At 31.5% G+C, this 26,377-nt stretch carries 29 protein-coding genes and 2 riboswitches; of the genes, 9 read left to right on the top strand and 20 right to left on the bottom strand.

Annotated elements, in window-relative coordinates:
• Positions 1 to 115 precede the first annotated feature (115 nt).
• The 10 genes from grdB to KQI88_RS03235 all read right to left on the bottom strand — a co-directional run bounded on the left by grdB (position 116) and on the right by KQI88_RS03235 (position 10,558).
• Positions 116 to 1,423 (bottom strand): glycine reductase complex selenoprotein B, encoded by a 1,308-nt coding sequence (gene grdB, locus KQI88_RS03280; RefSeq protein ID WP_216414917.1) that lies wholly within the window; start codon positions 1,421 to 1,423, stop codon positions 116 to 118.
• A 48-nt stretch (positions 1,424 to 1,471) separates the two neighbouring features.
• Entirely contained in the window at positions 1,472 to 1,948 is a 477-nt protein-coding gene (grdA, locus tag KQI88_RS03275; RefSeq protein ID WP_212379220.1) for a glycine/sarcosine/betaine reductase complex selenoprotein A, read from the bottom strand.
• Between the two features lie 88 nt (positions 1,949 to 2,036).
• On the bottom strand, positions 2,037 to 3,323 hold the full coding sequence (locus tag KQI88_RS03270) for a glycine/sarcosine/betaine reductase component B subunit (protein WP_216414916.1): 1,287 nt from the start codon (positions 3,321 to 3,323) through the stop codon (positions 2,037 to 2,039).
• A 75-nt stretch (positions 3,324 to 3,398) separates the two neighbouring features.
• A complete protein-coding gene (gene trxA, locus KQI88_RS03265) occupies positions 3,399 to 3,716 on the bottom strand; it encodes a thioredoxin TrxA (protein ID WP_216414915.1) in 318 nt (105 codons plus the stop codon).
• A 34-nt stretch (positions 3,717 to 3,750) separates the two neighbouring features.
• A complete protein-coding gene (gene trxB / locus KQI88_RS03260; protein ID WP_216414914.1) occupies positions 3,751 to 4,695 on the bottom strand; it encodes a thioredoxin-disulfide reductase in 945 nt (314 codons plus the stop codon).
• 102 nt (positions 4,696 to 4,797) lie between these two features.
• Positions 4,798 to 5,184 (bottom strand): GrdX family protein, encoded by a 387-nt coding sequence (locus KQI88_RS03255; protein ID WP_216414913.1) that lies wholly within the window; start codon positions 5,182 to 5,184, stop codon positions 4,798 to 4,800.
• A gap of 99 nt (positions 5,185 to 5,283) precedes the next feature.
• Positions 5,284 to 5,364, bottom strand: a riboswitch (glycine riboswitch).
• Between the two features lies 1 nt (position 5,365).
• Positions 5,366 to 5,477, bottom strand: a riboswitch (glycine riboswitch).
• Positions 5,478 to 5,817: 340 nt separating this feature from the next.
• Entirely contained in the window at positions 5,818 to 6,663 is an 846-nt protein-coding gene (locus KQI88_RS03250) for a DegV family protein (RefSeq protein ID WP_216414912.1), read from the bottom strand.
• 252 nt (positions 6,664 to 6,915) lie between these two features.
• Entirely contained in the window at positions 6,916 to 7,386 is a 471-nt protein-coding gene (gene trmL / locus KQI88_RS03245) for a tRNA (uridine(34)/cytosine(34)/5-carboxymethylaminomethyluridine(34)-2'-O)-methyltransferase TrmL (RefSeq protein ID WP_216414911.1), read from the bottom strand.
• A gap of 98 nt (positions 7,387 to 7,484) precedes the next feature.
• On the bottom strand, positions 7,485 to 9,554 hold the full coding sequence (locus KQI88_RS03240; RefSeq protein ID WP_216414910.1) for a thioredoxin domain-containing protein: 2,070 nt from the start codon (positions 9,552 to 9,554) through the stop codon (positions 7,485 to 7,487).
• Positions 9,555 to 9,673: 119 nt separating this feature from the next.
• Positions 9,674 to 10,558, bottom strand: coding sequence for a LysR substrate-binding domain-containing protein (locus tag KQI88_RS03235; RefSeq protein ID WP_216414909.1), 885 nt, complete (start codon positions 10,556 to 10,558; stop codon positions 9,674 to 9,676).
• Between the two features lie 127 nt (positions 10,559 to 10,685).
• Here KQI88_RS03235 and KQI88_RS03230 point away from each other — a divergent pair, with 127 nt between their 5' ends.
• Complete coding sequence (locus KQI88_RS03230; protein ID WP_216414908.1) at positions 10,686 to 11,264, top strand: chromate transporter; 579 nt, start codon at positions 10,686 to 10,688, stop codon at positions 11,262 to 11,264.
• Positions 11,257 to 11,820, top strand: a complete 564-nt coding sequence (locus KQI88_RS03225; RefSeq protein ID WP_216414907.1) for a chromate transporter — start codon at positions 11,257 to 11,259, stop codon at positions 11,818 to 11,820. The genes KQI88_RS03230 and KQI88_RS03225 overlap by 8 nt, the downstream gene beginning before the upstream one ends.
• A gap of 143 nt (positions 11,821 to 11,963) precedes the next feature.
• On the opposite strand, the gene KQI88_RS18630 is transcribed toward KQI88_RS03225, so the two are convergent.
• From KQI88_RS18630 to KQI88_RS03210, 3 genes are all read right to left on the bottom strand, one after another.
• Entirely contained in the window at positions 11,964 to 12,065 is a 102-nt protein-coding gene (locus KQI88_RS18630) for a DUF255 domain-containing protein (protein WP_408629710.1), read from the bottom strand.
• A gap of 224 nt (positions 12,066 to 12,289) precedes the next feature.
• Positions 12,290 to 12,742 carry a GNAT family N-acetyltransferase gene (locus KQI88_RS03215; protein WP_216414906.1) on the bottom strand — a complete coding sequence of 151 codons (453 nt, stop codon included), beginning with the start codon at positions 12,740 to 12,742 and terminating at the stop codon, positions 12,290 to 12,292.
• Positions 12,743 to 13,355: 613 nt separating this feature from the next.
• Positions 13,356 to 13,544, bottom strand: coding sequence for a DUF255 domain-containing protein (locus tag KQI88_RS03210; RefSeq protein ID WP_246579092.1), 189 nt, complete (start codon positions 13,542 to 13,544; stop codon positions 13,356 to 13,358).
• A 362-nt stretch (positions 13,545 to 13,906) separates the two neighbouring features.
• Between KQI88_RS03210 and KQI88_RS03205 the strand changes: the two genes are divergently transcribed.
• From KQI88_RS03205 to KQI88_RS03195, 3 genes are read left to right on the top strand one after another with little or no spacing between them, the layout of a single operon-like run.
• Positions 13,907 to 14,527 (top strand): TetR/AcrR family transcriptional regulator, encoded by a 621-nt coding sequence (locus tag KQI88_RS03205; protein WP_216414905.1) that lies wholly within the window; start codon positions 13,907 to 13,909, stop codon positions 14,525 to 14,527.
• 6 nt (positions 14,528 to 14,533) lie between these two features.
• On the top strand, positions 14,534 to 15,772 hold the full coding sequence (locus KQI88_RS03200) for a cation:proton antiporter (protein WP_216414904.1): 1,239 nt from the start codon (positions 14,534 to 14,536) through the stop codon (positions 15,770 to 15,772).
• Positions 15,765 to 16,403 (top strand): GNAT family N-acetyltransferase, encoded by a 639-nt coding sequence (locus tag KQI88_RS03195; protein ID WP_216414903.1) that lies wholly within the window; start codon positions 15,765 to 15,767, stop codon positions 16,401 to 16,403. The genes KQI88_RS03200 and KQI88_RS03195 overlap by 8 nt, the downstream gene beginning before the upstream one ends.
• A 144-nt stretch (positions 16,404 to 16,547) precedes the next feature.
• On the opposite strand, the gene KQI88_RS03190 is transcribed toward KQI88_RS03195, so the two are convergent.
• Entirely contained in the window at positions 16,548 to 16,763 is a 216-nt protein-coding gene (locus KQI88_RS03190; protein WP_216414902.1) for a DUF3955 domain-containing protein, read from the bottom strand.
• 93 nt (positions 16,764 to 16,856) lie between these two features.
• Positions 16,857 to 16,988 carry a DUF2975 domain-containing protein gene (locus KQI88_RS03180; RefSeq protein ID WP_216414901.1) on the bottom strand — a complete coding sequence of 44 codons (132 nt, stop codon included), beginning with the start codon at positions 16,986 to 16,988 and terminating at the stop codon, positions 16,857 to 16,859.
• A 793-nt stretch (positions 16,989 to 17,781) separates the two neighbouring features.
• Here KQI88_RS03180 and KQI88_RS03175 point away from each other — a divergent pair.
• Positions 17,782 to 17,931, top strand: a complete 150-nt coding sequence (locus KQI88_RS03175; RefSeq protein WP_216414900.1) for a hypothetical protein — start codon at positions 17,782 to 17,784, stop codon at positions 17,929 to 17,931.
• Positions 17,932 to 18,027: 96 nt separating this feature from the next.
• On the opposite strand, the gene KQI88_RS03170 is transcribed toward KQI88_RS03175, so the two are convergent.
• Both KQI88_RS03170 and KQI88_RS03165 read right to left on the bottom strand, forming a co-directional pair.
• The gene (locus KQI88_RS03170) at positions 18,028 to 19,581 is read right to left on the bottom strand and encodes an ABC-F family ATP-binding cassette domain-containing protein (RefSeq protein WP_216414899.1); all 1,554 of its coding nucleotides are present in this window, start codon (positions 19,579 to 19,581) and stop codon (positions 18,028 to 18,030) included.
• A gap of 210 nt (positions 19,582 to 19,791) precedes the next feature.
• Positions 19,792 to 20,067, bottom strand: coding sequence for a CD3324 family protein (locus KQI88_RS03165; RefSeq protein WP_216414898.1), 276 nt, complete (start codon positions 20,065 to 20,067; stop codon positions 19,792 to 19,794).
• 406 nt (positions 20,068 to 20,473) lie between these two features.
• On the opposite strand from KQI88_RS03165, the gene KQI88_RS03160 reads away from it, so the two are divergent.
• The 3 genes from KQI88_RS03160 (at position 20,474) to KQI88_RS03150 (ending at position 23,745) form a co-directional block, all read left to right on the top strand.
• Positions 20,474 to 20,920, top strand: a complete 447-nt coding sequence (locus tag KQI88_RS03160; RefSeq protein WP_216414897.1) for an Lrp/AsnC family transcriptional regulator — start codon at positions 20,474 to 20,476, stop codon at positions 20,918 to 20,920.
• A 19-nt stretch (positions 20,921 to 20,939) separates the two neighbouring features.
• On the top strand, positions 20,940 to 22,532 hold the full coding sequence (gene pruA, locus KQI88_RS03155) for an L-glutamate gamma-semialdehyde dehydrogenase (protein WP_216414896.1): 1,593 nt from the start codon (positions 20,940 to 20,942) through the stop codon (positions 22,530 to 22,532).
• Between the two features lie 91 nt (positions 22,533 to 22,623).
• A complete protein-coding gene (locus KQI88_RS03150; RefSeq protein ID WP_216414895.1) occupies positions 22,624 to 23,745 on the top strand; it encodes a threonine synthase in 1,122 nt (373 codons plus the stop codon).
• Between the two features lie 88 nt (positions 23,746 to 23,833).
• On the opposite strand, the gene KQI88_RS18625 is transcribed toward KQI88_RS03150, so the two are convergent.
• From KQI88_RS18625 to KQI88_RS03140, 3 genes are all read right to left on the bottom strand, one after another.
• Positions 23,834 to 24,544, bottom strand: coding sequence for a lysoplasmalogenase family protein (locus tag KQI88_RS18625; protein WP_408629709.1), 711 nt, complete (start codon positions 24,542 to 24,544; stop codon positions 23,834 to 23,836).
• A 160-nt stretch (positions 24,545 to 24,704) separates the two neighbouring features.
• Complete coding sequence (locus KQI88_RS03145) at positions 24,705 to 25,190, bottom strand: methylated-DNA--[protein]-cysteine S-methyltransferase (protein WP_216414894.1); 486 nt, start codon at positions 25,188 to 25,190, stop codon at positions 24,705 to 24,707.
• A 223-nt stretch (positions 25,191 to 25,413) separates the two neighbouring features.
• Positions 25,414 to 26,277, bottom strand: a complete 864-nt coding sequence (locus KQI88_RS03140; protein ID WP_216414893.1) for a homocysteine S-methyltransferase family protein — start codon at positions 26,275 to 26,277, stop codon at positions 25,414 to 25,416.
• Positions 26,278 to 26,377: the final 100 nt, after the last annotated feature.

The raw sequence follows: 26,377 nt of genomic DNA, 5'->3' as shown, positions 1-26,377 counted from the left end.
TTGTATTTATAAATAAATTTCATACAGCTTGACAATGCATCCAGTATATATTTAAATAGATGGGTGAGCAAACACCCATCTATTTAATTTATATTTTATTTCTAATATGAAAACCTTATTCAAATACTGTTTGCCCATCTACTTCTGTTGTTAGAGCATCAAGAGCTTTTTGCACAAGCTTTCTTCTTAATGCTTTTTCTTCATTAGGGTCTAGATTAGGGTTACCTAATGGGTGAGGAATAGCAATTGTAGGTACGATTCTGTTAGCACCAACAGTTAGTGATATTGGTACTACCGTACACATATGAACTACAGGTATTCCTGCTCTCTCAATTTCTTTTACCATTGTTGCACCGCAACGTGTACAGGTGCCTCATGTTGAGGTGAGTATAACTGCACCTACACCATCAGCTAATAATTCTTTTGCAAATTCAGCAGCAAATTTCTTAGAGCTTGCAACGGAAGTACCATTTCCAACTGTGGTATAGAAGTATTTGTGCAACTCTCCAATAATACCTTCTTTTTCCATATCCCTTAAAACATCTACAGGGATTACTCTATCTGAATCAATGTTAGCATATACTGGGTCATATCCACCATGAGCAGTTTCATGATCTGCCTCTGTTAAATCATTAAATCCAGAAATGTCATATTTACCATATTTAGAAGCACTTGAGGATTCAATTCTATCTGGGTTGCCTTTAGGTACAATACCACCAGAAGTTACTATTGCAATTTTCATATTACTTAGGTTCTTAACAGCAGCATTTGGTTCAACTCTATCAAAGTCAGGCATTGGATATTCTGTTACAAATTCTTCGCCTTTTAACTTTTTAAGAAGCATATTAACCGCTCTTGTTGCACCTCTTTCTTCTGCAAAGTAATTTTTTCTAATACCTCTAGATATATATTTATCTTCTTCAGGTGATCCAATTTCTTCACCTCTTAATAGTTTAAGAGCAAATGATGACATTGCAGGTACAGCTTTTCTCATTGCTGCAGCTGAGTTTCCAGTTTCGATAATGTAAATACTCTTTTTAAACATATCTGCACCTGGGTTTTCAATATACATACCTGTTAAAACAGGAATTCCCAATTCATCATTTATCGCTTTTGAAATAGTTCCGCAAGCAACACCATATCTACCAGCATTAAATGCAGGCCCTGCAATAAATAAATCTGGATTGTATTTTTTAACCATTTCAATGATTTCAGCCTTAGCTTCTTCAAGATTTTCGTTGAAATAGGAGTCACCACAAATAATAGTTGCTACAATTTCAGCTTCCTCTTTTATAGCTGCATTTAAAGCCATACCAGGACCTACTACTCCTTCTCTTAGCTCAGGCTTGATATCAGCTTTTTCTTCTCCACCGATTCCAGCGAAAAACTGATTTATATAATGAACAACTTTTTTCTTGCTCATACTTTCCCCCCTCTCTCATTTTTAACGGGAATTATTTATCAACACGAATTAATCGTTATACTTAGAAAACTCACTTCTAATATTAGTCATTTCTTCGATGATAGAATCAACGTCAAGCACCATTTCCATCATACCAATTTGATCATCATAAACTTCTGCGTCCACTTCATCTTTAAATTGTGGCTCAACTACATGAAAAACTCTTAGTCCTAACTGGACTCCCGCTAATGAACCTGCAAAGGTTGGATCTCCTGCTGTAACAGTTTCTGCTGCTAATCCAGATGCTTCAGCTTCTGCCGCACCCAAAAGTACTACAACATTATCTGCTCCATATTTTTCAGTTAGATCCTTTACTCTTTGTTGATTTTCAAGGTCCATAGCACCCGCAGCGGTTCAGACAAAACATTCTGTAGCTGAAAATACTACTTCTGCCCCAGTACCCTTTAGGCATTCTTCAATAGCTGGACCCGGAATTCCATCTCTATCGCCGATAATGATGATCTTTTTTCCATCAAATCTTGCCATACAGCTTCATCCTCTCTACATTATTATATTATTATTTAATTTTTAAATTTTTCGAATTTTTCAATTGTGAATATCATATAATTTGTTATTAGAAACCTTTAGATGTTAATTTACCAAATCCTGTTTCGTTAGTAGCACCTGTTATTGCTTGTATTTCTACTTCAATGCTTCCATCTTCTCTTAAACTACCAGAGAAACCTCCTGCAATTTTATCAACGTAATCTGTTGTTCCTATAATCTTTTTCATTGGAGGTAGTACAATAACCTCATTAGCATTACCATTAGTTACAACAGCATCAGCTTTTGGATCTGCATCCGCTAAAGATTGAGAAGCGCCATCTCTACCAGCATATTCGTCAGTAACAATAACTGTTTTAATGCCTTCATTTTCAATCTTTTTACAGTTCATAATAAGATCTGTATCAGGGTTACCAAAACCTTCTTGAGATACAATAACACCATCTAATCCTAAGAACTTAGCTAATTTAGCAGTCCAATTTGAAGATCTTTCTTTATCTGCAAGGTAAACATTTTCGTTTGTAATAATTACTCCAACAAAGTTTATTTCTTTACCATGCTTCTCATATAGATCTTCTATAATTCCATTGTTTAAATGGACATAAGTTGGATTTTTATCGCAAGCAGAAACGCAGTTACCACTTACAATAGCACCATCCATTATTTCTGTTGGATAAAGGATGGTAGGTACTATTTTCTTAGCATCTACTCCATATACATATGTATCATGAAGTAAACCTTGAGTTTGAAGCATGTAAACATATCCTATCTTTGGTAATTCAGGATACTTATTAGCTGATTCAAAGATAGGTTCTGTTTCATAAACTTTTACTTCATCAGGCTCTACATTTCTTGCAGCTTCACCTAAATACATAGCAGCTTTAAAGCCTATCATTCTTACAGCAGCCTCATGATCATATTGCTTTAAGCCATCAACTGGTTCTGCAACAACAACTATGTTGTGTAGTTGGGAAAATGGTGTATACTCTGCCCCAGGACCAGTCATATCGATGATACCTTCTTGGAAACCAACGATTTTACCTGCTGTTACTACTGCCACATTTTTTAAAGCATGTGTGCGGCCACTACCTACAGTATCAACCTTACTTATTACCCCTGGAAAAATCCCTCCAGGACCTTCAACTTTAACTCTAGGTTCAATAACGTCCTTAACTGGAGTAATTCTAACCTCTTCTCCTGGATGAGCTAATTCGATGTCGATGCTTTTAATATGTTCATCTCCACCAATTTCTTTAAGCATTTCATCCTTATTGACATAAAGTACGCCGTTTTCTACTTTAGTAGTATCTCCGAACTTTACATCATTAATGAAAATTTTTCCTAATTCTAAGCGCACAAGCTTCACCTCCCTTTATTTCTAAGGGCCTATAATTGAATACTTTCAATTCGTTCCCATTATAGGCCAGTTTAGTTATAAGTATTTTTTAATCATTGATTCAATATTTGCTCTTGTTGCATCATCCTTAGTTAATTCATCTACCTTTGCACCATTGTTATAGATAGCAATAGTAGGTAGACCTAGTACCTTTTCCTTAATGGCTAGCCTTCTTGCCTGAGTAGTGTTTAATTTAGTAAATTTAATTTTGTCACCATATTGCTCTTTTAACTCCATAATATCAGGCATTAATGCTTTGCATGGCTCACAACCATCACTCCAATAATCTACTAATACATACCCTTCAGCTTGAAGTACTTCACTTTCAAAAGTGTCTTTATCAACAGATATCATTTTCCTTCACCTCCTTAAAGTTGTATTAAACTTGTTATTCTAGTTCATTTTCTATATATTTTTCAGCTTGAATTGCTGCAATAGCTCCATCAGCAGCTGCTGTAATAACCTGTCTTAATGATTTTACCCTACAATCTCCTGCTGCAAACACACCCGGAACATTGGTTTTCATATTATCATCAGTTATTATATATCCAACTTCATCCATATTTATAATACCTTTAAATATTTCGGTCGCAGGGATATAACCAACAAATACAAATATACCAAAAGTTCCATCATCTTCGTTAGCTGTATACTCTGTAGTTTCACCAGTTTTTAAATTTTTAAATACTACACTCTCAACTATTCCATCGCCTTTAATTTCCGTTACAGTACTGTCCCATATAAAGTCAATTTTAGCATTGTTGAAAGCTTTATCTTGAATAGATTTAGCAGCTCTAAGCTCATCTCTTCTATGTACTATAGTTACTTTTCTAGCAAATTTAGTTAAGAAAATAGCTTCTTCAACAGCAGAGTCCCCTCCACCAATAACAAATACCTCTAGGTCTGTAAAAAAATCTGCATCACAAGTAGCGCAGTAGGATACTCCTTTACCAGTTAATTCTCTTTCTCCTGGCGCACCTATTGGCCTTGGGTTAGCTCCCGAGGCTATAATTATAGATTTAGCTTTATAAGTTGCTTTTTCTCCTACTAAAACCTTTATTGACTCATCTACTTTTATGTCTTTTATTGTATCTTTTTCAAACTTTGCTCCAAACTCATTACATTGCTCTACCATTCTATCTATTAATATTGGTCCTGTAGCATTTTGCATAGATCCTGGGTAGTTTGCAACTTCTTCTGTACTTACAATTTGCCCACCTGCTTTTTCCTTTTCTAAAATCAATGTTGACATTTTACCTCTAGCTGCATAAAGTCCAGCTGATAACCCAGCAGGTCCTCCACCTATTATAATTACATCATAAATGTTTTCCATGTGTTTCACTCCTTTGAATTTCGTATTTTATTAGTTTTTATGCTTAATTAAAAATAACACTTTAAATTAATGGAATTTGAGGCTAAAATATTGGCTAAGATTCTAATTAAATTGCCTCATACTTTCAATTGCACTGTCCAATAGTGTGCGATCAATTTCCATAAAATCTTTTAATATCTCATTATCCCACTTCTTAGGAGTCCTTATTCTAATAAATTTTTGAGCAGTACTAATGCTATCTTCTATAATCATTAAGGAATCAATATGTAAATCTTCTTTTTCACAGGATATGGCCAGACTTTTGTAAGGAGTTTCGTTAGGTTTAACACTACCTGATAAAGGGTGGGTTAACAGTCTGTGTCCTTCGTGTATTTTATTCCTTGCTAGGAATAAAACGTCTAAGTAATTTCCATCAACAAACTCTATATTATAATCGTTGTTATATTTTTGTCTAACTTCCATATTATTTGTAATAATTATTGCCTTCACCCAACTTTACCTCCGTAAATTTACTCTTTGAGTTATTTCCATAAAATTACTTAATTATACAAAAACAGAGCAACTAATACAACGCCTTGTTGTCATAGTTGCTCTGTTCATTAACCTGAGAGTTTCTTTCTCAAACTGCAGAAATTGCCCCATCGGTGCTAAATTACGCTTTTCAGAGTACCGTCCAAATACGGTCCTTTTGCCTGAGATATTCACTAAAAAATGGCGAACTTTTTAGCTTCTTCCTTCGGCGTTTAACATTTAAAATGTCAAATCTCTCCCGCATTTTTCTTCCAGTTACAATATTAAATTATTAGTATGCTAAATTTTTCTAAATGTCTATCTTCAATCACATTATAATATATATATTAGGCAGTAGCAACTACTTTTATTAAATTTTTACCCATGTTTTATTGACATTACATAAGAATGTTCAAATTGTCAAATTTATAACAAATTAAAATTTCTTAATAATTCATTCTGACTTTTCAGCATTTTATAACTTTTCGCTAACTTTAGCAATAACACATAGGTTAATCTATTTTTCTTATATCCAAAATGCGTTTAACTAAACACCATTGTTATTTAAACACCACATCCAATTAAATCTAATTTTTTGTACTTATATTTTAACTACTCAATAATGTAAAAAATAGCTAATGTACCTGGTCCAGCATGAGTTCCTATCGTACATCCTATTTCAGTAACAATCACTTCTTTTGGATTAAGCTCTCTTAGCACTTGATCCTTTAACACAGCTAAAGTTTCCGGACAGCTTGCATGAGAAATACCAACTACTTTATCCTCAAAATCTTTTCCACGCTGTTTTGCAAGCTCTATCATTTTACCTACTACTTTTTTACTTCCTCTTACTTTATCCAAAGGCTCAACTAATCCTTCTGCAACTGTTAAAATAGGCTTAATATTTAGCATAGTTGCTATTGTAGCTTTCATCGGGTTCAAACGACCACCTTTTTTCAAGTATTCTAAAGTATCAACAGTAAAAATATGGTCCACATTTAACTTAATTTTACTTAGTCTATTAATTATTTCATTTAAGCTTTTTCCTTCCTCTGCCATTTTTGCGGCCTCATATACAAACATTCCGCCACCGAAGGATAACCCCATAGTATCAAAAACCTGGATTTTATTGGTTTCTAATGAGTTTTTAGCTATTATTGCTGATTGATGTGTACCACTTGCCCTTGAAGAGCCATTTATACACAAAACTTCTTTGCCCTCACCTAATGCTTTTTCAAATATCTGCATAAAAGTATTCGGACTTATTTGAGAAGTCTTTGGTAGTTCTTCTGATTGTGTAAGTTTTTCATAAAATTGTGCGTTTGTTAAATCAACACCATCCCTATATTCTTTATCACCAAAAATAATAGTTAAAGGCATTACTATAATATTATGTTTTTCTACAATATCTTTAGGAACATCAATCATACTATCTGTAATAATTTGAATCTTACTCATTTTATCTCCTCCATTATTCTACTTAACTTATCTATTAATTAATTATTAATTGACTGTTTATTTAATTCCATTCTATACTTTATTTAATCAATTTACAATATTTTCTATGTTAAAAGCAAAAGTCATCCTACACTATCTAACATACTTATGTTGCACTTAAATTTTAAAATCTAACTAAAAATTTCACCTACTTAAAATACTTATAGTTCTAGCTTTCTTATATAGAATAAAAATAGAGTAGCCATAGCTACCCTATCTCATATTCGGATAATTATATTGTCGTAACACTTCATATACTACAATAGAAACAGAATTAGATAAATTTAATGATCTTGCTCTTTCTAAGTCTACCATAGGAATTCTTATGCAAGTTTCCTTGTTATTATTTAATATATCTTTTGGAATACCAGCAGTTTCTTTACCAAACATTATATAACAATCTTCCTTTGGGTATTCCATATCACTATGGGATTTTTCTGCTTTAGTTGTTGCATAGTATATTTTGGCATTAGAGTTCTTCTCTAAAAATTCTTTATAGCTGTTATAATACCTTAAGTCTAATATATCCCAATAGTCAAGTCCTGCACGCTTTACATGCTTTTCATCTATAGAAAACCCTAATGGACCTATTAAGTGAAGTACACTTCCTGTTGCAGCACAGGTTCTAGCAATATTTCCTGTATTTTGCGGAATTTCTGGTTCTAATAATACTACATGTAGCAATTTTTCTCCCCCTAACTATCATATGTTAAAAGTATACCACTGAATTATAACACAAAATCAAAGCTCAATTGTAATAAATTTTAATTGACTATGTAGTATTAATCAGCAAAAAAACTATACTCTGTATCAATAAGCTTAATAAACTGATCTAATTGATTAGTTGGCTCATGGCATACAAAGTTAGAGCAAACATGAGCAGTAGTTATGTCATCTTTCATTTTCTTATCTAATATATTAGAACCTATATTTTTTATTAGTTGATTATTTATATTAACAGCTACAGTTGTAAATGGCATGAATCTATTATTTATTTCCATAATCATTTCATTATATAAATCGTCCTTTTTATTAGCTACAATTACTACTTCTGTCTTTGGCGCAAAATAAAACAAAGTAGCAGTCATTAAAAATGTATGGGCATTAGGATGTTCTTTAGCACTATTTCCAAATGCATACAATAGTTTTTCTGTTAGTTCCTCTAATTTTGTGTCCCCTGTTAAACTAGCTAACCTAAGCATATTTAAAGCTGCCACACTATTTCCCGAAGGAATAGCACCATCATATACTTCCTTAGGTCTTATAACAAGTTGTTCTGCATCATGTCCATAAAGATAAAACCCTCCATCATTTTCATCCCAAAATAGCTTAATCATATCATAATTCAATTTAATAGCTTTTTCTAAAAAGTCTTCGTTAAGTGTAGCTTCATATAGCTCTAACAATCCCCAAATTAAAAATGCATAATCATCTATATAACCTAAATATGCAGAATGTCCATCTCTATATCTAGCTAATAGACGTCCATCTTCTCTAATAAGGTTTTTGAAGATAAACTCAGTAGCATCAGTGGCACCATTTAAATACTTTTCTTCACCTAAAACCCTATAACCATATGCCATAGCTGCTATCATAAGTCCATTCCAAGATGTAAGTATTTTATCATCCTTATGGGGATGGACTCTTTTGTTACGTATATCAAATAGCTTCCTATTCATAATCTCTAATTTGTTTTTTAACTCTTGATTTTGACCTATATCCTCTAAATCTTGATTTATCAAATTAGGTATATTATGTCCCTCAAAGTTACCTTTATTTGTTATATCATAATACTTACAATATATTTTAGCGTCATCTTTACCTAAAACATATTCAATTTTATCAACTGTCCACACATAAAACTTTCCTTCTATACCCTCAGAGTCTGCATCCTCTGCAGAATAAAACCCTCCTAAGGGCGAAGTCATATCTCTTAATACATATTCGAAGAGTTTTTCAGCAATCTCTTTATATATCTCTTTTCTTGTAGCATGGTAAGTTTCTAAATATACAATAGATAGCATAGCATTGTCATAAAGCATCTTTTCAAAATGAGGTACTAGCCACTTTCTATCTACAGAGTATCGTGCAAATCCATAACCAACGTGATCAAACATTCCACCTTTATACATTGCTTTCAAAGTATTTTCTACTATTTCTAGAGCCTTTTTCTCTTTAGTAGCCGACCAATACTTTAATAAAAAACTTAAATTATGAGGTGTTGGAAACTTCGGTTGCTTACCAAATCCTCCATATTGTGGATCATATAAATACTCTAACTCTTCAAAAGTTTTGTGTATAATGTCCTTTTCAACCTCTGTACTTCGTTTATTAGATTCCATACCTGCAATAGCTTCACTTATCTCTTTACTATTTTGTATAATTTCATCCTTTCGATCTTTCCACTGCTTTGAAATTTGAGTCAAGATATCCATTAACCCAGTATGTCCATACTTCTTATTCTTAGGAAAATAGGTTCCTGCATAAAAAGGTTTTTGATCTGGAGTAATAAATACAGTTAGAGGCCATCCTCCATGCCCAGTAAGAGCTTGGCAAAATGTCATATATATATTATCTATATCAGGTCTTTCTTCCCTATCTACTTTTATAGCTATAAAGTTTTCATTTAATAATTGAGCCACCTCTTCATCTTCAAAGGACTCCCTTTCCATTACGTGACACCAGTGACATGTGCTGTATCCTATACTCAGAAATATTGGCTTATCTTCTTCCTTAGCCTTTTCAAGCGCTTCTTCACCCCATGGATACCAATCTACAGGATTATATGCATGTTGAAGTAAATAAGGGGATTTTTCATTAATCAATCGATTAGGTATTTTATTATTAGGCATAACACCACCGTCTTTCATATTACATTTTTAAGTATTATTCCCTAAATAAAAAAGATTACTATAATTAATTTAATAGTAATCTTAGATGAATCCTTTATATTCTTTTTAATAGAGGTGATCTATTTATCACTTGCTTTATTCTTGATTATTTCGATTAGCGTTTTATAATTCTTAGTTTGGATCTTATCTTTATGAAAGACAATATGATTTACACTGATTAATTTAAAATCATTTACTTTCACCTCAAAAAGCTCTCCACTGCTAAGTTCGTTTTCCACTAATATTTTGGGCAACACACTTATCCCTAAGTTTTGCTTTACCGCATGGATTAAAGCCTGTGAATTTACACTTGTCCACTCTGGGTTTACAGTTATATTATGTAATAATAATGCACTGTCAAAAACATCACGAATGGCACTGCCTTCTTCCCTCAACAATAATCTTTCCTTTATTAACGTATTAACATCTACCGATTTTTCTAACACAAATTTATGTTCAGGCGAACAAAGTACTGCCAATCTATAGTTTGAAAATGGAATTTTTATTAACTCTTCCTTATAAATAACTCCCTCAATCAATCCTAAATCAATTTCATTCTTGAGTAGCATATTTTCAATATTTCTAGCATTATCAATTATAACCTTGGTGGGAGTATTCTTGCAAACCGTTTCAAAATTTGCTATTGCTTTAGGTAAAATAAAATTTGCAATGGTTATGCTTGATCCAATCTTGATAGTTGCATTGTCTTCTAATTCTTTAGAGTTTTGTTCCAAGTCATCATACAAATCTAAAAGCTTTATTGCTTTTCCTAAAAATAGTTTGCCTGTTTCATTTAAATAAAGTCTTCTTGAAATTCTATCAAATAAACAAATGCCTAAATAGCATTCTAGTTCATTGATTGCATGAGAAACTGCTGGCTGTGTCATAAACAGCTTTTCAGATGCCTTTGTAATACTCTCTTCTTCGCATACAGTTTTAAAAATACGCAAATGCCTCAAATTCACATGAATCTCTCCCTTACATTACTAATTAGTTATGTTTATTATAATATTATACTATTTTACTTATTATATTTCTATGAGTATAATATAAAAAGTCAATAATTTATATGTAGAGGAGAATTTTATCATTATGAAATCTAAAAAATTTAAACTCTATTTTTCCTTGTTTAGAATAATGTTTTCTATAAGTGCATTTACCTTTGGGGGAGGATACATTGTTATACCAATGATGCAAAAATACTTCGTAAATAATCTAAAGTTAATTAGTGAACAGGAACTACTAGATATGGCAGCAATTTCGCAGTCGACACCTGGTGCAATTGCAGTTAATATTTCTGTATTAGTAGGTTATCGTATTGCCGGAATTATAGGTGCAATCATTTGTTGTATCGGAACAGTCCTCCCCCCTTTGCTTATTTTATCTGTTATATCTTCTTGTTATAGTGTATTTCGAGATAATAGAGTTATTTCTTCAATCCTAAAAGGAATGGAGGCAGGCGTCGCCGCTACTATCGTGGATTTAGTCATTGATATGAGTAAAGGAATTTTAGATGAAAAAAATTGGTTGTTAACATTAATGGTTCCTGCTTCATTCTTCGCTAGTTTCTTTTTAAATATTAATGTTGTTTTAATTATTATTTTCTGCTCATTCCTATGTTTTGTACAAGCTTATTTGAAAAGCAGGAAAGGAGGGGCAAGGTATGACTAAAAATATAATTATTTTGTTAGTAAGTTTTTTACAGATTGGTTTATTTAGTATCGGTGGCGGTTATGCTACAATACCATTAATACAGGAACAAGTAGTTGATTTCCACCATTGGCTTACTTTGCAAGAATTCACTGATATTATTACAATCTCCCAAATGACCCCTGGGCCTTTAGCAGTTAACACTTCAACTTTTGTTGGAATACGCATTGCCGGTATATTCGGAGCTATAGTAGCCACATTAGGATGTATTCTATCTGGATTTATTCTTTCTATTATTTTATACAGGTTTTTCAGAAAACATAAAGATATAGATATCATTTCCAATATATTGAAAGGACTCCGCTCTACTTCTGTTGGACTTATTGCGGCTTCTGCATCTACAATCGTTTTGATTGCCTTTTGGGGCTCGCCATTACTCAATGTTAAAGCTGTTAATTTTAATATTACCGCTATCATTGTATTCATTATTTCTTTATTTTCACTAAGAAAGTATAAAATGAATCCAATATTTATTATTGTTCTAACAGGTATTATAGGCTTATTTTTTTATCGATGATGTTTGAGAAACACTAATCTCCATAATTATTAAAATATATTTTGGTTTTAGTAACCGGAGTGCGATCAGTAACATGTGGAATAGCCTATGGATAAGAATATCGGTTTGTCTTCTGCAACAGTTCTTGAAAAAGCCTCTCCGCCCTATGAGTGCCAATCCACTGGATTGTGAGCATGTTGGAGTAGATAAGGAGATTTTTCTTGGATTAGTTTGTTGGTGTATTTGTAAGTGTTTTCTGTTGACAATATTACACATCCTTTGCTATGAGTTTAATATTTCTATTATACTATGCTTGTAGTTTTCGATGATTGCTATGCAATTATGCGAAAACTTGGATGTATCATTGGTATAAGTCTTTTAGATAATCTTATTGCCAAAATAAAAAAATAAGACAAGAGCAGGTATCCACACGATACCCTCTCTTGTCTTATAGATTTGCCTCCCAGAGGATTATTTTCATAATAGATAGTTAATACTCCATCACCATAATATGCTCTTTCCCATACACTTTTCCATTAAATCTGAATCCTAGAACTTCATAGAGCTTTACAGATGCAACACCTTGCTTATCAACTCCAAGGTATATTTTATTTCTTGAACAATCTTTTTTAATTATATTAATTACAATTTCCATTGCCCTTCGTCCAAAGCCTTTAGATTGAAATTTTTTGTCTATCATTAATCTATAAATCCAATATTCATTATCATCTCTATCAATACAATACATGATAAATCCAACTGGTATATCATCTGAATATATAGCCATCGGTATGCATTCTGGCTGAACCTTAGATTGTGCAATTGAAACTGCATTAGATGCCACTAGTTCTTTTTGTTCTTCTGAAACATTTAATTCAATAATATCCCAGAAGTTATCCGCTGTTATTTCTCTTAATGTAATCTTTGTAATTTCTTTCTTCATTTTATCCTCCTTTAAATTAGAGCATAAAAATGCCCGGTAAAATTTGACTTCTCCCGGGTAATCAGCTTAAATGTTCATTGATACTTTTCACTATTCGTCCATGCCGGGAGCCATGCACAATATTATTATCATATTTATTTTCATCATAATACATCGCCCCTGTCTTTATATCTTGCATAAGTTTAACACATTTTAGTAAATATTACAAATGCAAAAAGCAAAAAGAACCGTCTCCTGTTCTTTGTTTACAATTACCCTTACTTTATGCAGTTTTAGGCGACAAATTTTTTTAATGGTTAGTTAAACTATTCGAAGATAGTCCCTTTTAAAACTTTCAGTTGATGAAACTTCCTATATAATTGATTTTGTTAAGGGAGGGTTTGGCTATATATTTGTTACTAAATCCTATGTTAATAATGAGCTAGAATATGGGGAGTTAATACAAGTGAAAATAAAAGGTTCTATATCTCCCACTAGGCAAATATATATGCTAACTAATAAAAAAAGATTCTATTGCAATAAAGAGTTGGCTAGGGATGATTGATTTTATAAAATAAGTGAACATTTACATTCAGTAAAAGCATATATCGACAAAAATTTCGGGTATAAATAATTATTGCCACCAATGGCAGGTTGAATAGCCTATAGAAAGAAAAATTGGTTTATTTTCTGACTTTGCTTTAGAAAAAGCTTCTTCAGACCATGGAAACCAATCTACTGGATTGTAGGCGTGTTGCAATAGATATGGGCTTTTTTCATTTACCAGTCTATTAACTTTTTGATGGCTATTTTCTTTTGGCATATTGTCACACTTCCTTCATAGTTTCTTAAAGCATATTATGTCCAAAAAACTATCAAAGTATATAGTTAGTACTATAGACTTCTATTATTAAATATCTTAATTATTATATTAGCTTTGAATTATATTATTACTAATATAATATTTATGTTTTTATAAAAAGATATTTGATTTTATTATCTTAAATCACTCTATGTACGTCATATGTTTAACCTTACTTCCTTTTTAACAAGGATATTATAAAAAATTCACATAAAATCTATTATTAGAAAAATTTCAAGCTTCAATAATTGACCTAGTGGTCTGTTTTTGCTATAATATAAAACAGACTACCTGGTCAATTATTCTTAAAAGGAGGAAAAATAATGAAGCAACTAAAAAAAAGTCAAATTAGTAGAGACAAAATATTAAATGCTGCTATAGCGGAGTTTGGAACAAAGAGCTATGAAAATGCTTCAATTAATAATATATGCAATGATAACAACATTTCAAAAGGACTAATCTATCACTATTTTAAAAATAAAGATGAATTGTTTTTGAACTGCGTAAAAACTTGTTTTGATGCACTTGTCAATTATCTTAGCAAAGAGGATTTTTATCAAGACGATATTCAAAACAGCATAGAAAAATATCTTGATTTGCGGTATCGCTTTTTTCGGGAATATCCTTATTACAGCCAGATATTCTTTAATGCCTTGTTACAACCTCCTATGCATTTGAAAGAACAGATCAAAGATTTGCGAAATGATTTTGATGCACTCAATATCAGCCAATATCGTAAGACTATATGCAACTTAACGCTAAGAGAGGGTATTACCGAAGAAGAAGCAATTGAATATTTTTTCTTTTTTCAAGAGATGTTCAATGGATATTTTCAAAGTAGAGTCTACGAAAGCTCTGACTTTAATTTCCTAATTGAAGCACACGAAGTTAATCTTCAAAAAATACTTAACATTATACTCTATGGCATTGCAAAGGAGGAATAAAAAACAATGATACTCTTATTATTAAGACTTCTATCGGCAATTGTAATTGCTTTTCTTGTAGGTAAGCTCGTTTCAAAAATTAAACTGCCTGCTATTTTAGGCTGGCTACTTACAGGTATGATACTAGGTCCACACGCCTTAGGACTTGTAAATGACACAGTTTTGAATGTGCGGTGGTATCAAACTGTTGTGCGCATTTTGGAGTGTGCGGTTGGTCTTTTAATCGGCACAGAGCTTGTTTGGAAGAAAATAAAAAAAACAGGTAAGCAAATTGTTGTAACAACCTTAACCCAATCATTTGGTACATTTCTTACTGTAACCTTAATATTTAGCATCGTGTTTTATTTTACAGACATACCGCTGTATCTAGCTGTCATCTTTGGTAGCATTGCTCTTGCAACAGCACCTGCGCCTGCACTATCTATTGTACGTGAATTTAACACAGACGGTCCTGTAACTAAAACCTTAGTTCCTATGGCAGCACTTGATGATCTGGTGGGAGTTATTGTATTTTTTTCAACTATTTCCATTATCTCTGCAAATATCTCAGAACAAAAGCTGCCTGTCTATATAATTTTATTGGTTGTATTATTGCCTATTGTTATCGGTGTTGTGACAGGAATTATCGCAGGACTTGTGTTAAAAAAAGAACGTTCATCCCATATAACCATATTACTTTTGATTGGGACAATACTTATAGCAGCAGGAGTAGGATTTGTATTCAATAATTTGATTTTACCAAATCCTGTGCTTAATTTTATGCTCATAGGTATGGCTTTTTCAGCAACCTTTTCCAATATGATTTCGGAGGAACGATTAAATCAAATAATGCATTCCTTTAATCCTATTCTTGGAGTTTCTATGATTGTGGTAATTCTAAATCTTGGAACTCCACTGGACTACCATTTAATTTTCGGAGCAGGTTTGTTTACTGCAATATACATTATTACAAGGGCTGTAGGCAAATATGTTGGTGCGTTCTTTGGTGCAAGTATTACTCACTCACCAGAAACCGTAAAGAAATATTTAGGACTTACCTTGCTCCCTCACTCAGGTGTGTCCCTTGTGTTTACAGGAATTGCAGTATCTGTTTTAATTGTTCCAGCTCCAGAATGTGCAAAAATTATACAAGGTACGATTGCAGCAGCAGCAGTTATCAACGAAGTGATTGCAGTGATAGTTTCTAAAAAAGCTTTTGAATGGGCAGGCGAATTTAACAAAAAAGAGGAAATAAGTAATGAATGAAATAATATATAGAGAAATCAAAAAAAGTGACTATAGGGCCATCGAAGTCATTATAAATAACAGCTTCGGACTGTATAAATATGTGAACAATCCAAAAGTCTTGAAAAGCCTTTTGAAAATATACCTGCAAAGCTGCCTTGCAGAAAAAACATTTAGTTGTGTTGCGGAAAAAGGTGGAAAAGTCGTAGGTGTAATATTAGGTCAAGCAAAAAGTGACTATAAATATTTAACACACTTAAATCATATTTTTGCTATAGCATTCCATTCAGCAGCAATGACTTTAAAATCTGTCCTATACCAATGTAGTACCAGTGACTATAAAAAAGTTCACAAGATTTATCGCAAGCTTATTTCGGGTAAAGAACAAGAATTTGATGGTGTTCTCACTCTTTTTGCCGTTACGCAAGATTGCAGAGGTTTAGGTGTTGGTAAAAAACTACTGACGAATTTTTTCGAGTATTTAAAAACTAAAAACACAAAGCACATTTACTTATATACTGATTCCTCTTGCAACTATAATTTTTATGACAATCAAGGCTTTGTGCGACTAGGCGAGGAAAATGTACAAATCACAAGTGAGAATAAAGCAAGTAAGCTTAATATATTTTTATATGACTACACACTAAAATAAGTAAAAGGACATTGAACCAAAACTATTGGCAATGTCCTTTCTTTATACAATAAATTAAACTCCATTCCTAAAATGAAATGGAGTGTATTGCTGATAATATTTGAAGTCAAGGACTTATTAAAAAAATTTTTATGTTTTATTTCATTAATTAATTCTCTTTCTTTTTAACATAGAAATGATACCCACAAATAATAATGAAATAATGCCACTAAAAACAAATAAATAACTTAGCGGAATTAAGAAGAATGGTTCTACCAAAGTTCCGTCTGGTTCCACTCTTGAACCAATCATGCTATAGATAATTAAACATAGAACCCCTAAAAACATTGGTGTAGAAGCAAATAGATATTTATTCTTCATTATATACTCTCCTTTATTGATATAGTTAGGATTAATTTTCTTTATATTCTAGAATATCACCTGGTTGACATTCTAGAACTTCACATGTTTTTTCTAATCTGCATTTTTAACGGTAAAAGCCTTATCAGAGCCAATATACGAACACATCTGCCATCCTAAAACTAAAGCAGTAAAAAATGGAATTCCAGTAATCCAAATGAACGTAATAAAAGGATTATATAGCATCTTCAAATTTCCTAAATCCAGTAAGATTACCCTTCCAGTTTCAGGACCAAGATAAACGCAAAACAACAGACCAAAAAATCCACAAAAACAATTATAAACTTTAACCATGCTGATAATTCTTTATATCTCACAAAACATTCCCCTCTTAGCTAGCTAACAATATAATAATATAAAAAATCGCCTAAGTCAATAAATATTTATTGTATAACAATAAATATTTATCGTATAGCTTTATCGTATTATGTTGACAGGGGTTTGTATCAATATTTGAAATCAAGTAGACTAGCAATCTAAGTACAATAGAAATATGTAACAATATGCATTCCAAGGCAGTAGAAGTATAAGTGACATCTAGGAGTAATGTAATCTATAAAAACTACAAAATAAAACTATTTATAAATAATACAGCAAATATTATCAGACAACGAATAGCATATTATTACTTAGATAAAATGAGAATTTACAGATTCCTTCTCGTTTCATATGTTCTCTATTTTTATGGAACATTCTTTGCAGAAAAATCAGTTGAATATAGGACATATCACTATGATATAGGTAATACATTCTATTCTATAGACTCTGAAACAGTAATTAATTATATATTAAATATAGACGATGGCATATTACTAAAAAAGATTGAAAATACTATTAAAATAATAGACTTTCAAAGCAGAGACATCCACAATTTTTTAAAATTCACCGAAAAGTATATAGCTTTGAATAACAATCCATTCTAGGGGATAATTTCCCCTTCCCTTTTAGGGAAAATATAAAAAGATAATGGGGTGTAAATGTGAACGAAAGAAAAAGTGGATATGAAGTATTTATTGAGATGATGAAGAAGTATTTTATAGAGCATGAAAAATGGCCAGAAAAAGACGCTACTAGAAGAGCTAAAAAACTGGCTTCTCATTATAAAAATAAGTTATCAAAACTTCGTTAATTAGTTATATTACAAAACAATTTTAATCGAGCGCAAAATCTGCGCTCTTTTATTATTTTAGGTTAGCTACTGATTTTTGAATCCACAAATGTGAATTTAAAAATCAGTAGCCCACTCCTCACAGTTCCATATATCGGTTACAACATCTCTGTAAAACTCTGCTTCGTGACATACTAAAAGTATGCTTCCTTCATATTTTTTTAGTGCTCTCTTAAGTTCATCTTTTGCTTCAACATCTAAATGATTAGTTGGCTCATCTAGGATTAGTATATTTGTCGGTTTATTTATAAGTTTACATAGTCTGACCTTGGCTTGTTCTCCTCCACTTAATATTGATACTGTGCTTTCTATGTGTTTATTTGTTAATCCACATTTAGCCAATGCACTTCTTATTTGAGATTTATTATATCCTTGGAGGTCATTCCATACTTCATCTATAACACCGTTAGTATTTAATTCTTTAATTTCTTGCTCAAAGTATCCTATCTCTTGATAATCGCCTAATTTAACTTCTCCACTTATAGGTTTAATTAGTCCTATTAAACTTTTTAATAATGTAGACTTTCCTAGACCATTAGCTCCAACTAAGGCAATTTTTTGCCCTCTTTCCATTGTTAGGTTTAGAGGTTTGCTTAGTGGTTCACTATATCCTATAACTAAATCTCTTGCTTCAAAAATCATCTTTCCTGATGTTCTAGATGACTTAAATTCGAACTGTGGTTTTGGTTTTTCACCTGCAATCTTTATCTTTTGCATTTTATCTAACTTTTTTTGTCTAGCACTTGCCATGCCTCTTGTTGCAGCTCTTGCTTTATTTTTTTTAACAAAATCTTCAAGCCTAGCAATCTCTTCCTGTTGCCTTTCATATGCAGATTTCAATTGTTTTTTATTTATTTCATATGCTCTTGTAAAGTTGTCATAATTACCTATATATCTTGTTAATGACTTGTTTTCAATATGACATATTATATTAACTACGCTGTTTAAAAATTGTATGTCATGTGATATTAATATGAATGCATTCTGGTAGTTTTTTAGATATGTTTTCAACCATTCTATATGATCCTCATCAAGATAGTTTGTAGGTTCATCTAGTAATAATATATCTGGTTCTTCTAAAAGAAGTTTAGCTAATATAACCTTAGTTCTTTGTCCACCACTTAAGTCTGTAACTTCCTTATCTAATCCTAAATTTCTAAGCCCAAGTCCTACTGCAACTGCTTCTATCTTAGAATCTATGCTGTAAAATCCATTGTTATCTAAGGTATCTTGAATATTAGCTGCTTGCTGAAGTGCTTTGCTCATTTCTTCTTCATTCATTTCACCTATTCTATCATATAAATCCTTCATCTTCGTTTCCATATCAAAGAGATATGAAAACGCTTCTCTTAACACAGATTTTATAGATTTTCCTTTTTTAAGTTCAGTATGCTGGTCCATATATCCAATCCTAACTTTATTGCTCCACTCTATTTGCCCTTCATCTGGCATTAATTTATTTGTTATAATATTCATAAAAGTTGACTTTCCTTCACCATTATCCCCTATAAGTCCTACATGTTCTCCCTTTAGCAGTCTAAAAGACACATCTTCAAATATTGCTCTATCTCCAAATCTATGGCTCATATTTTTAACAGTTAAAATACTCATTACTATACTTTCCCTTTCTAAAAAATTCTCATTTAAAAATTTACTTATTGAGGATTAATCCTTCTAATCAGATCATATCATTGGCTCTTCTCACTTCTCAAGTTCATAAATGATTCTGTATCAAAGTCGTTTATACTTAATTCTAAAATTGCAAATAAAAAATCGGTATTTAATTATCTATATTGATAATATTAAAATACCGATTTGTATTCATATTATTTGTTTTTCTTGTCTAATTATTCTTCTAATACTATACTCAGTAAGATAGTACTGCTCAGCAAGTTCTTTAATAGATATTCCTTGATTGTATAAATCAAAAATCTCTCTATTTCTTTCCTTCAAACTATCTTTTGCACCACTATTCTCTCCCCAAGCTTTCTTATTCTTACATTTTACAGGTATATATAAATACCCACCCTCTATATATTGTTGAATTAATTCAATTACATCTTCTGGCAATATATTTTGTGCCTTTTCATATTTCATAATCCCTGCTCCTATCTACTTTTTAATCTGTAAATAACGAAGCAAAGACCACACAAAACAATTTCAACCTAAATTAATCTAATAAAATTCGGCTCTGAACAAGACTTGTTCCCTCTGCTTCATGTTGTCTTTGCACAGAGCCTAGGTGGGCAGTACGTTTTGTTGTATATTTCATACATAATCCTCCTATCAATTTAAATTCATATTACTGAACTGAGTCTGAAGTAATTTTATCATATATATTTATAAAGTAAAGGTATATGACTTTGATTATAAAAGTAAGTAAAAAGTTACCCATATATTAATTATAGCAAAATTACTATTCGTAATATTTTTGTTGTATTTAAATCTAATAGTTGTAATATTAAAATTATTCATATAATATAGTCACAAAGGGAGGGATTTTATGGATGAAATAGATATAAAAATTCTAGAACTTCTAGAAAATAACGGTAGAATGTCCCATGAAGAAATAGGTAAAAGACTAAATATGTCAAGACCTGCCATACATCAAAGGGTCTCTAAACTAGAGCAAAATAAAATAATAAAAAACTATAATACAGAAATCAATTGGAGTAAAGTTGGTCAGGGTATTGGAGCTATTGTATTTATTAATGTAAGGACATCAGACTTTAAAGAAATTATGGAGCAGGTAATAAATTTAAAGATTGAAGGGCTCACTATAGAAAAATGCTATAGGATTACTGGACAATGGTGCATAATGCTTAAAATTAGAGCAGGTCTAACAGAACAGGTGACTCTGCTTCATGATGAACTATTGAAAATCGAAGGTATGTCAGATACTTTTACTATGCTTATATTATCAGAAGCAAATAAAAACCAACAATTATAAATATAAAGGGGATAGGTCTATGAATAATAACATTTCAAAAGAGCTGAATTTTAAAAACGAAAAAGTATTAAAGTATTTACCAGGAAGCCCCGAAAGAGTGAAGCTTGAAAATGAATTGTCACATATAAAATCTTCATTTATTGATATACCTGTTATAATAGGAGGTAAAGAAATACGTACTGGCAATAAAGGACAATGTATAATTCCCCATGATAATAAAAAGATAATAGGAGAATATCATAAAGCAGGAAAAGAAGAAGTTGAAATGGCCATTAGAGAGGCATTAAAAGCAAAAATTAATTGGGAAAAATTACATTGGGAATCCAGAGTAGCCATATTTTTAAAGGCTGCTGAATTAGCCTCCGGGCCTTGGAGGGCCAAACTTAATGCTGCTACTATGCTTTCTCAAAGCAAAACTTTTAAACAAGCTGAAATAGATTCAGCATGTGAATTAGTAGATTTTATGAGATATAACGCAGTTTGCTTACATCAAATATACAGTGAACAGCCTATATCTACAAAATCTGTATGGAATAGAATGGAGTATAGGCCTCTCGAAGGATTTATTTTTGCCGTGTCTCCTTTTAATTTTACTGCTATAGGTAGTAATCTTGTTGGGGCTCCAGCAATAACTGGTAACACTGTTGTATGGAAACCTGCATCTAATGCAGTCTATTCATCATATATGATCTATAAATTATTTCAGGAAGCAGGTTTGCCAGATGGTGTTATAAACTTTATTCCCGGAAATCCTAAAGATATAGGGGATACTGTTATGGTTAATGAAAACCTTAGCGGAATACATTTTACCGGTTCAACAAAAGTGTTCCAAAGTATGTGGACAACAATAGGAAATAATATATCTAATTATAAAACCTTTCCAAGAATTGTAGGAGAAACAGGAGGTAAAAATTATGTTATTGTCCACGACTCTGCCAATGTAGAAGCTGTGTCACGAGGCCTTCTAGAGGGGGCTTTTGAGTATCAAGGACAAAAATGTTCTGCAGCATCCAGAGCCTACATAGCAAGAAGCTTATGGCCATCCATTAAAGAAAACCTACTAGAAAAAGTTAATAATGTAAAGGTAGGAAGTGTGGAAGATTTCACTAATTTTATGGGAGCAGTTATTGATAAAAAATCCTTTGATACAGTGAAGGAATATATTGAATTTGCTCAGCATTCCACAGAAGCAGAAATACTTTTTGGAGGTAAATGCGATGACAGTGTCGGTTATTTTGTAGAACCTACTGTAATAGTAACTAATAACCCACATTTTAAGACTATGGAGGAAGAAATATTTGGACCAGTTTTAACTGTGTATATATACGATGACGAGGATTATCTAGATACTCTTAAATTATGCAATAATACATCTAAATATGGGCTAACAGGTTCAATTTATGCAAAAGATAGGTATGCAATAGCAGAATGTGAAAAAGAATTGGTTCATACTGCAGGTAATTTTTATATAAATGATAAACCAACAGGAGCAATAGTAGGACAGCAACCCTTTGGAGGCGCCAGACTATCCGGCACTAATGATAAAGCAGGCTCTAAATTAAACTTGATCCGTTGGATGAGTCCGAGGGTCATTAAAGAAAATCTTAGTTAATTACAATTTATCCTAAATTAATATTATCTATGATAAACCAACTTGATTTTCCAAGTTGGTTTTTATATGATATTTAATAGGAGATGATTAAATGCCAATTAACTATGTATGTCATGAATGTGGTAAAAAGTATAACCCTACATCACTGGCATTTCGCTGTGAATGCGGAGGCCTATTGGACCTTGAAAAGTCTAACTTTCAGTTTTCAGATAAAAATATACTAAGAGCAGAGTGGAGCTTGTTTAGGTATATAAAAGCACTACCTTTTAATGATAACTTTAGCTCATGGAAAGATATTTCAATGGGAGAAGGTTTAAGCCCTATTGTTGCATTAGAAAAAGACAATCCGGATTTATTAGTCAAGGTCGACTATTTGATGCCGACTTTATCCTTTAAGGATAGAGGTGCTGTTGTTTTGATTTCAAAAGCAAAGGAACTAGGAATAAAGAAAGTTATCCAGGACAGCAGTGGTAATGCAGGCACTTCTATAGCCGCATATGCAAATAGAGCAGGTATTGAATGCGACATTTATGTGCCTGAAAATACATCTTCAAAAAAAGTTAAGCAAATCTCATCACATGGTGCAAAAGTTCATTTAATTAAAGGAACACGAGAAGATACTGCCAAAGCCGCCTTAGCCGCAGTGGAGTCTGGTGAAGGGTTTTATGCTAGTCATGTTTATAATCCCTTTTTCTATGAAGGCACTAAAACCTACGCCTATGAAATCTATGAGCAATTAAATGGAAAAATACCAGATACTTTAGTAATACCTGTCGGCAACGGAACTTTGCTTCTAGGCTCATACTATGGTTTTAAAGAACTACTGGAAGCACATCTTATTTCAAAAATGCCCAGAATTGTAGCTGTTCAATCTGAAGGTTGCGCCCCAATATACAAGGCTTTTAATGCAGGTGAAACTACCGTAAAAGAAGTTATTAACACAGGAACTTTAGCTGAAGGTATTGCTATCGCAGAGCCAAAGAGAGGAAAACAAATACTGGAGGCTATTCGGGATACCCATGGAGAAATCATTATTGCACCAGAGAATAAGATTGTTGAAGCAAGAAAATACTTAGCTGAAAAAGGGTTTTATGTAGAGCCTACTACAGCCGCTACCTTTGCAGGTTTTTTTGATTATTACGAAAAATACAATCACAAAATAAATGGTAAGGTAATATTACCACTATGTGGTGCTGGATTAAAAGCCGATTAACTTTCAAACCACAAAGTAAATCCTTCTCACCTAAAGTATCGAGGGGGATTTTACTTTGGTAACGCTTAAAAACTGTAATTTGGTATATTTATTTCTTATTTTCTTTAAATTTATTACCACTTATGGAGAGTAGAATTTGGGAAGGTAAATAAAAAAACCATATTAGTAGGATAGAAATATTATATAGCGGTACGAAAATTTCTCTAGTTAAATTAGATATAGCCACATTTATATCACATAAAAAGAAAAAAATCATACCCCATAGTACCATATAGTTATTTGGATATGGATATAAATTATTTTTGAAAGCTTTGATTGCTTCTATAGTACTAGTCATTAAACATATAGAATAAAAGAATGCTATTGCTAATATAAAATCAATTTTTATAATAAATATATTTAATGTGAAATAAACCGCCATTATAAATAAAAATATAATGATAAATCTAACAATAGTAAAAGAATCTCTATATCCTTTATATCTAATGTAGTAAATTATTTGAACAAAACAAAAAAGAGTTATTCCTAAAATATAATAATCTAAAATAAGAAGAAATAAATCCGCAAAAACTGTAATGAACAATCCAGTTTGGAGCAAAGATATATCTTTTTTATCAAGACAATTTTCTCCTAAAATAAGAGTTATTAGGAAGCAAAATATTATTGATATGTATTTCAGTATATCTGACGATATAAAATCTTGTATATTAAAAATGTCTATATATAAGAATAATATATATAATATACAAATTGTTATTAATAATATCTTTAGAAATAATTCTTTTTTTCTGTATTTCAATTTTCTACCACCTATAAATTAAGATGAGCATATTTTTTACAATATGCTTATTTTATATTTATTTTCTTTTTAGTTTTAGTCTTTTATTCTCTTCAATTTAAAAAACTATCTTAGATTCAGATTCTTTTAATGTATTTTTTACTAAATGATCTTTAAATATTCAATCCTTTATCTGTTTTCTAGCATTAGCTTTTTCCTTATTTAAAAGAAACTCTTTTACTTCAAGACCACCTGCATATCCAGTAAGCTTACCATTTGTGCCAATAATGCGATGGCAAGGAATAAATATAAGAATAGGATTTTTATTATTTGCCATACCTATAGCACGAGATGCCTTTGGCTTACCGATATTCTTTGCAATTTCACCATAGCTACGAGTTTCGCCATAAGGAATATCCTGTAAAGTTCTCCAAACTTTTTGCTGAAACTCTGTACCGACAGGTGCAAGTGGAAGATCAAAATTTTTTATCCTTCCTGCCAAATAATCATCCAGCTGTTGCTTTGCCTCTTTTAGTAATTCAGTTTCATTTATCTTTGCATCATTTGGTATAATCCCCTTATCAAAATACAAATTAGTAATTTCTGTTCCATTTTCTATAATACATATCTTACCAATATCTGTTTGATAGAAATATATATTTTTCATATTTTATCATCTCCTCTAATATTGATGATTTATTAGTTTTATACCTATATTGTACTAAATTAAAACATTTTTGTCTTTCGGAATATCACTTTGTAATTTTAGTTATAATAAAATCACTGGAATTTTAGCAATCTCAGTGCTTTTGTATATCTTATTTAACAAACTTACCAAATCATATTGGGTAAGTATTTAATTTTTTCAAATCCTTTTTCATAGCATATTTTTACTTCTCACAAACAGCTATCATATCTTTGATATAATTTGAATCAGTACCACAACATCCTCCTAAAATATTAACTCCCATCTCATTTACTTTTTTCATATGATTAGAAAACTTCGTTGAATTTATCTCGTGAGAATCAGAATCTTTTATAACCATGCCAGCATTAGGTTTGCAAATTAAAGGAAATGATGCAAGCTTCGTAATCTCACTCATTATTTTAATTGAATCAAAGGATCCAAATGAACAGTTGACCCCTATTGCATCTACATGTAGATTTTCTAAGATATTAATGATTAAAGAAATATCTTCACCAGAGTATAATTTCATATCTTTTCCCAAAATAAAACTAGCGAAAATAGGAAGATTAGAATTATCTTTGGAAGCTTTTATCGCTATAATTAATTCATTTAAATTATACATTGTTTCTATAAATATTAAATCGCAACCATTTTCTGTGCCTAATTCTGCCTGCATAGCGAACATATCGTAAACACCATTAGAAGTAATATTTTTATCATCTATAGGTTTTCCAATTGGACCAATATCTAAAGCTATATATTTTTTTCCCTCATTATTTATAGAAGAAATGGCATTTTGAGCTATATTTATTCCTCTTAAAATAGCTTCTTTAGGATTTATATTAGTACCCGATAGTCTAATAGGATTACAACCAAAGGTATTGGTTAAAATAACATCGCTACCTGCTAAAAGATAGTCCCTATGCACTTTTTTAACCGATTCAGGATTAGAAAAGCTAAATGTTTCCATGTTTGCTAGTCTTCTATTGTTTATTTTCATAAGATTAGTTCCCATAGCTCCGTCTAAATAAATGTTTTGTTTTTTATCTAATAAATTCTTTATCATTACATATTCAGCTCCTAAGAAAACAATTCTTTAAAGACAATATATGAACCAAATCAAAATCCAAGCCATTATTAAAGTTTGCGTAAGACTTCAAATATGG

Source organism: Alkaliphilus flagellatus, from assembly GCF_018919215.1.
GTDB lineage: Bacteria > Bacillota > Clostridia > Peptostreptococcales > Natronincolaceae > Alkaliphilus_B > Alkaliphilus_B flagellatus.
Note: the sequence above shows the minus strand (reverse complement) of the source record. Positions and strands in the feature narration are given on the sequence as shown.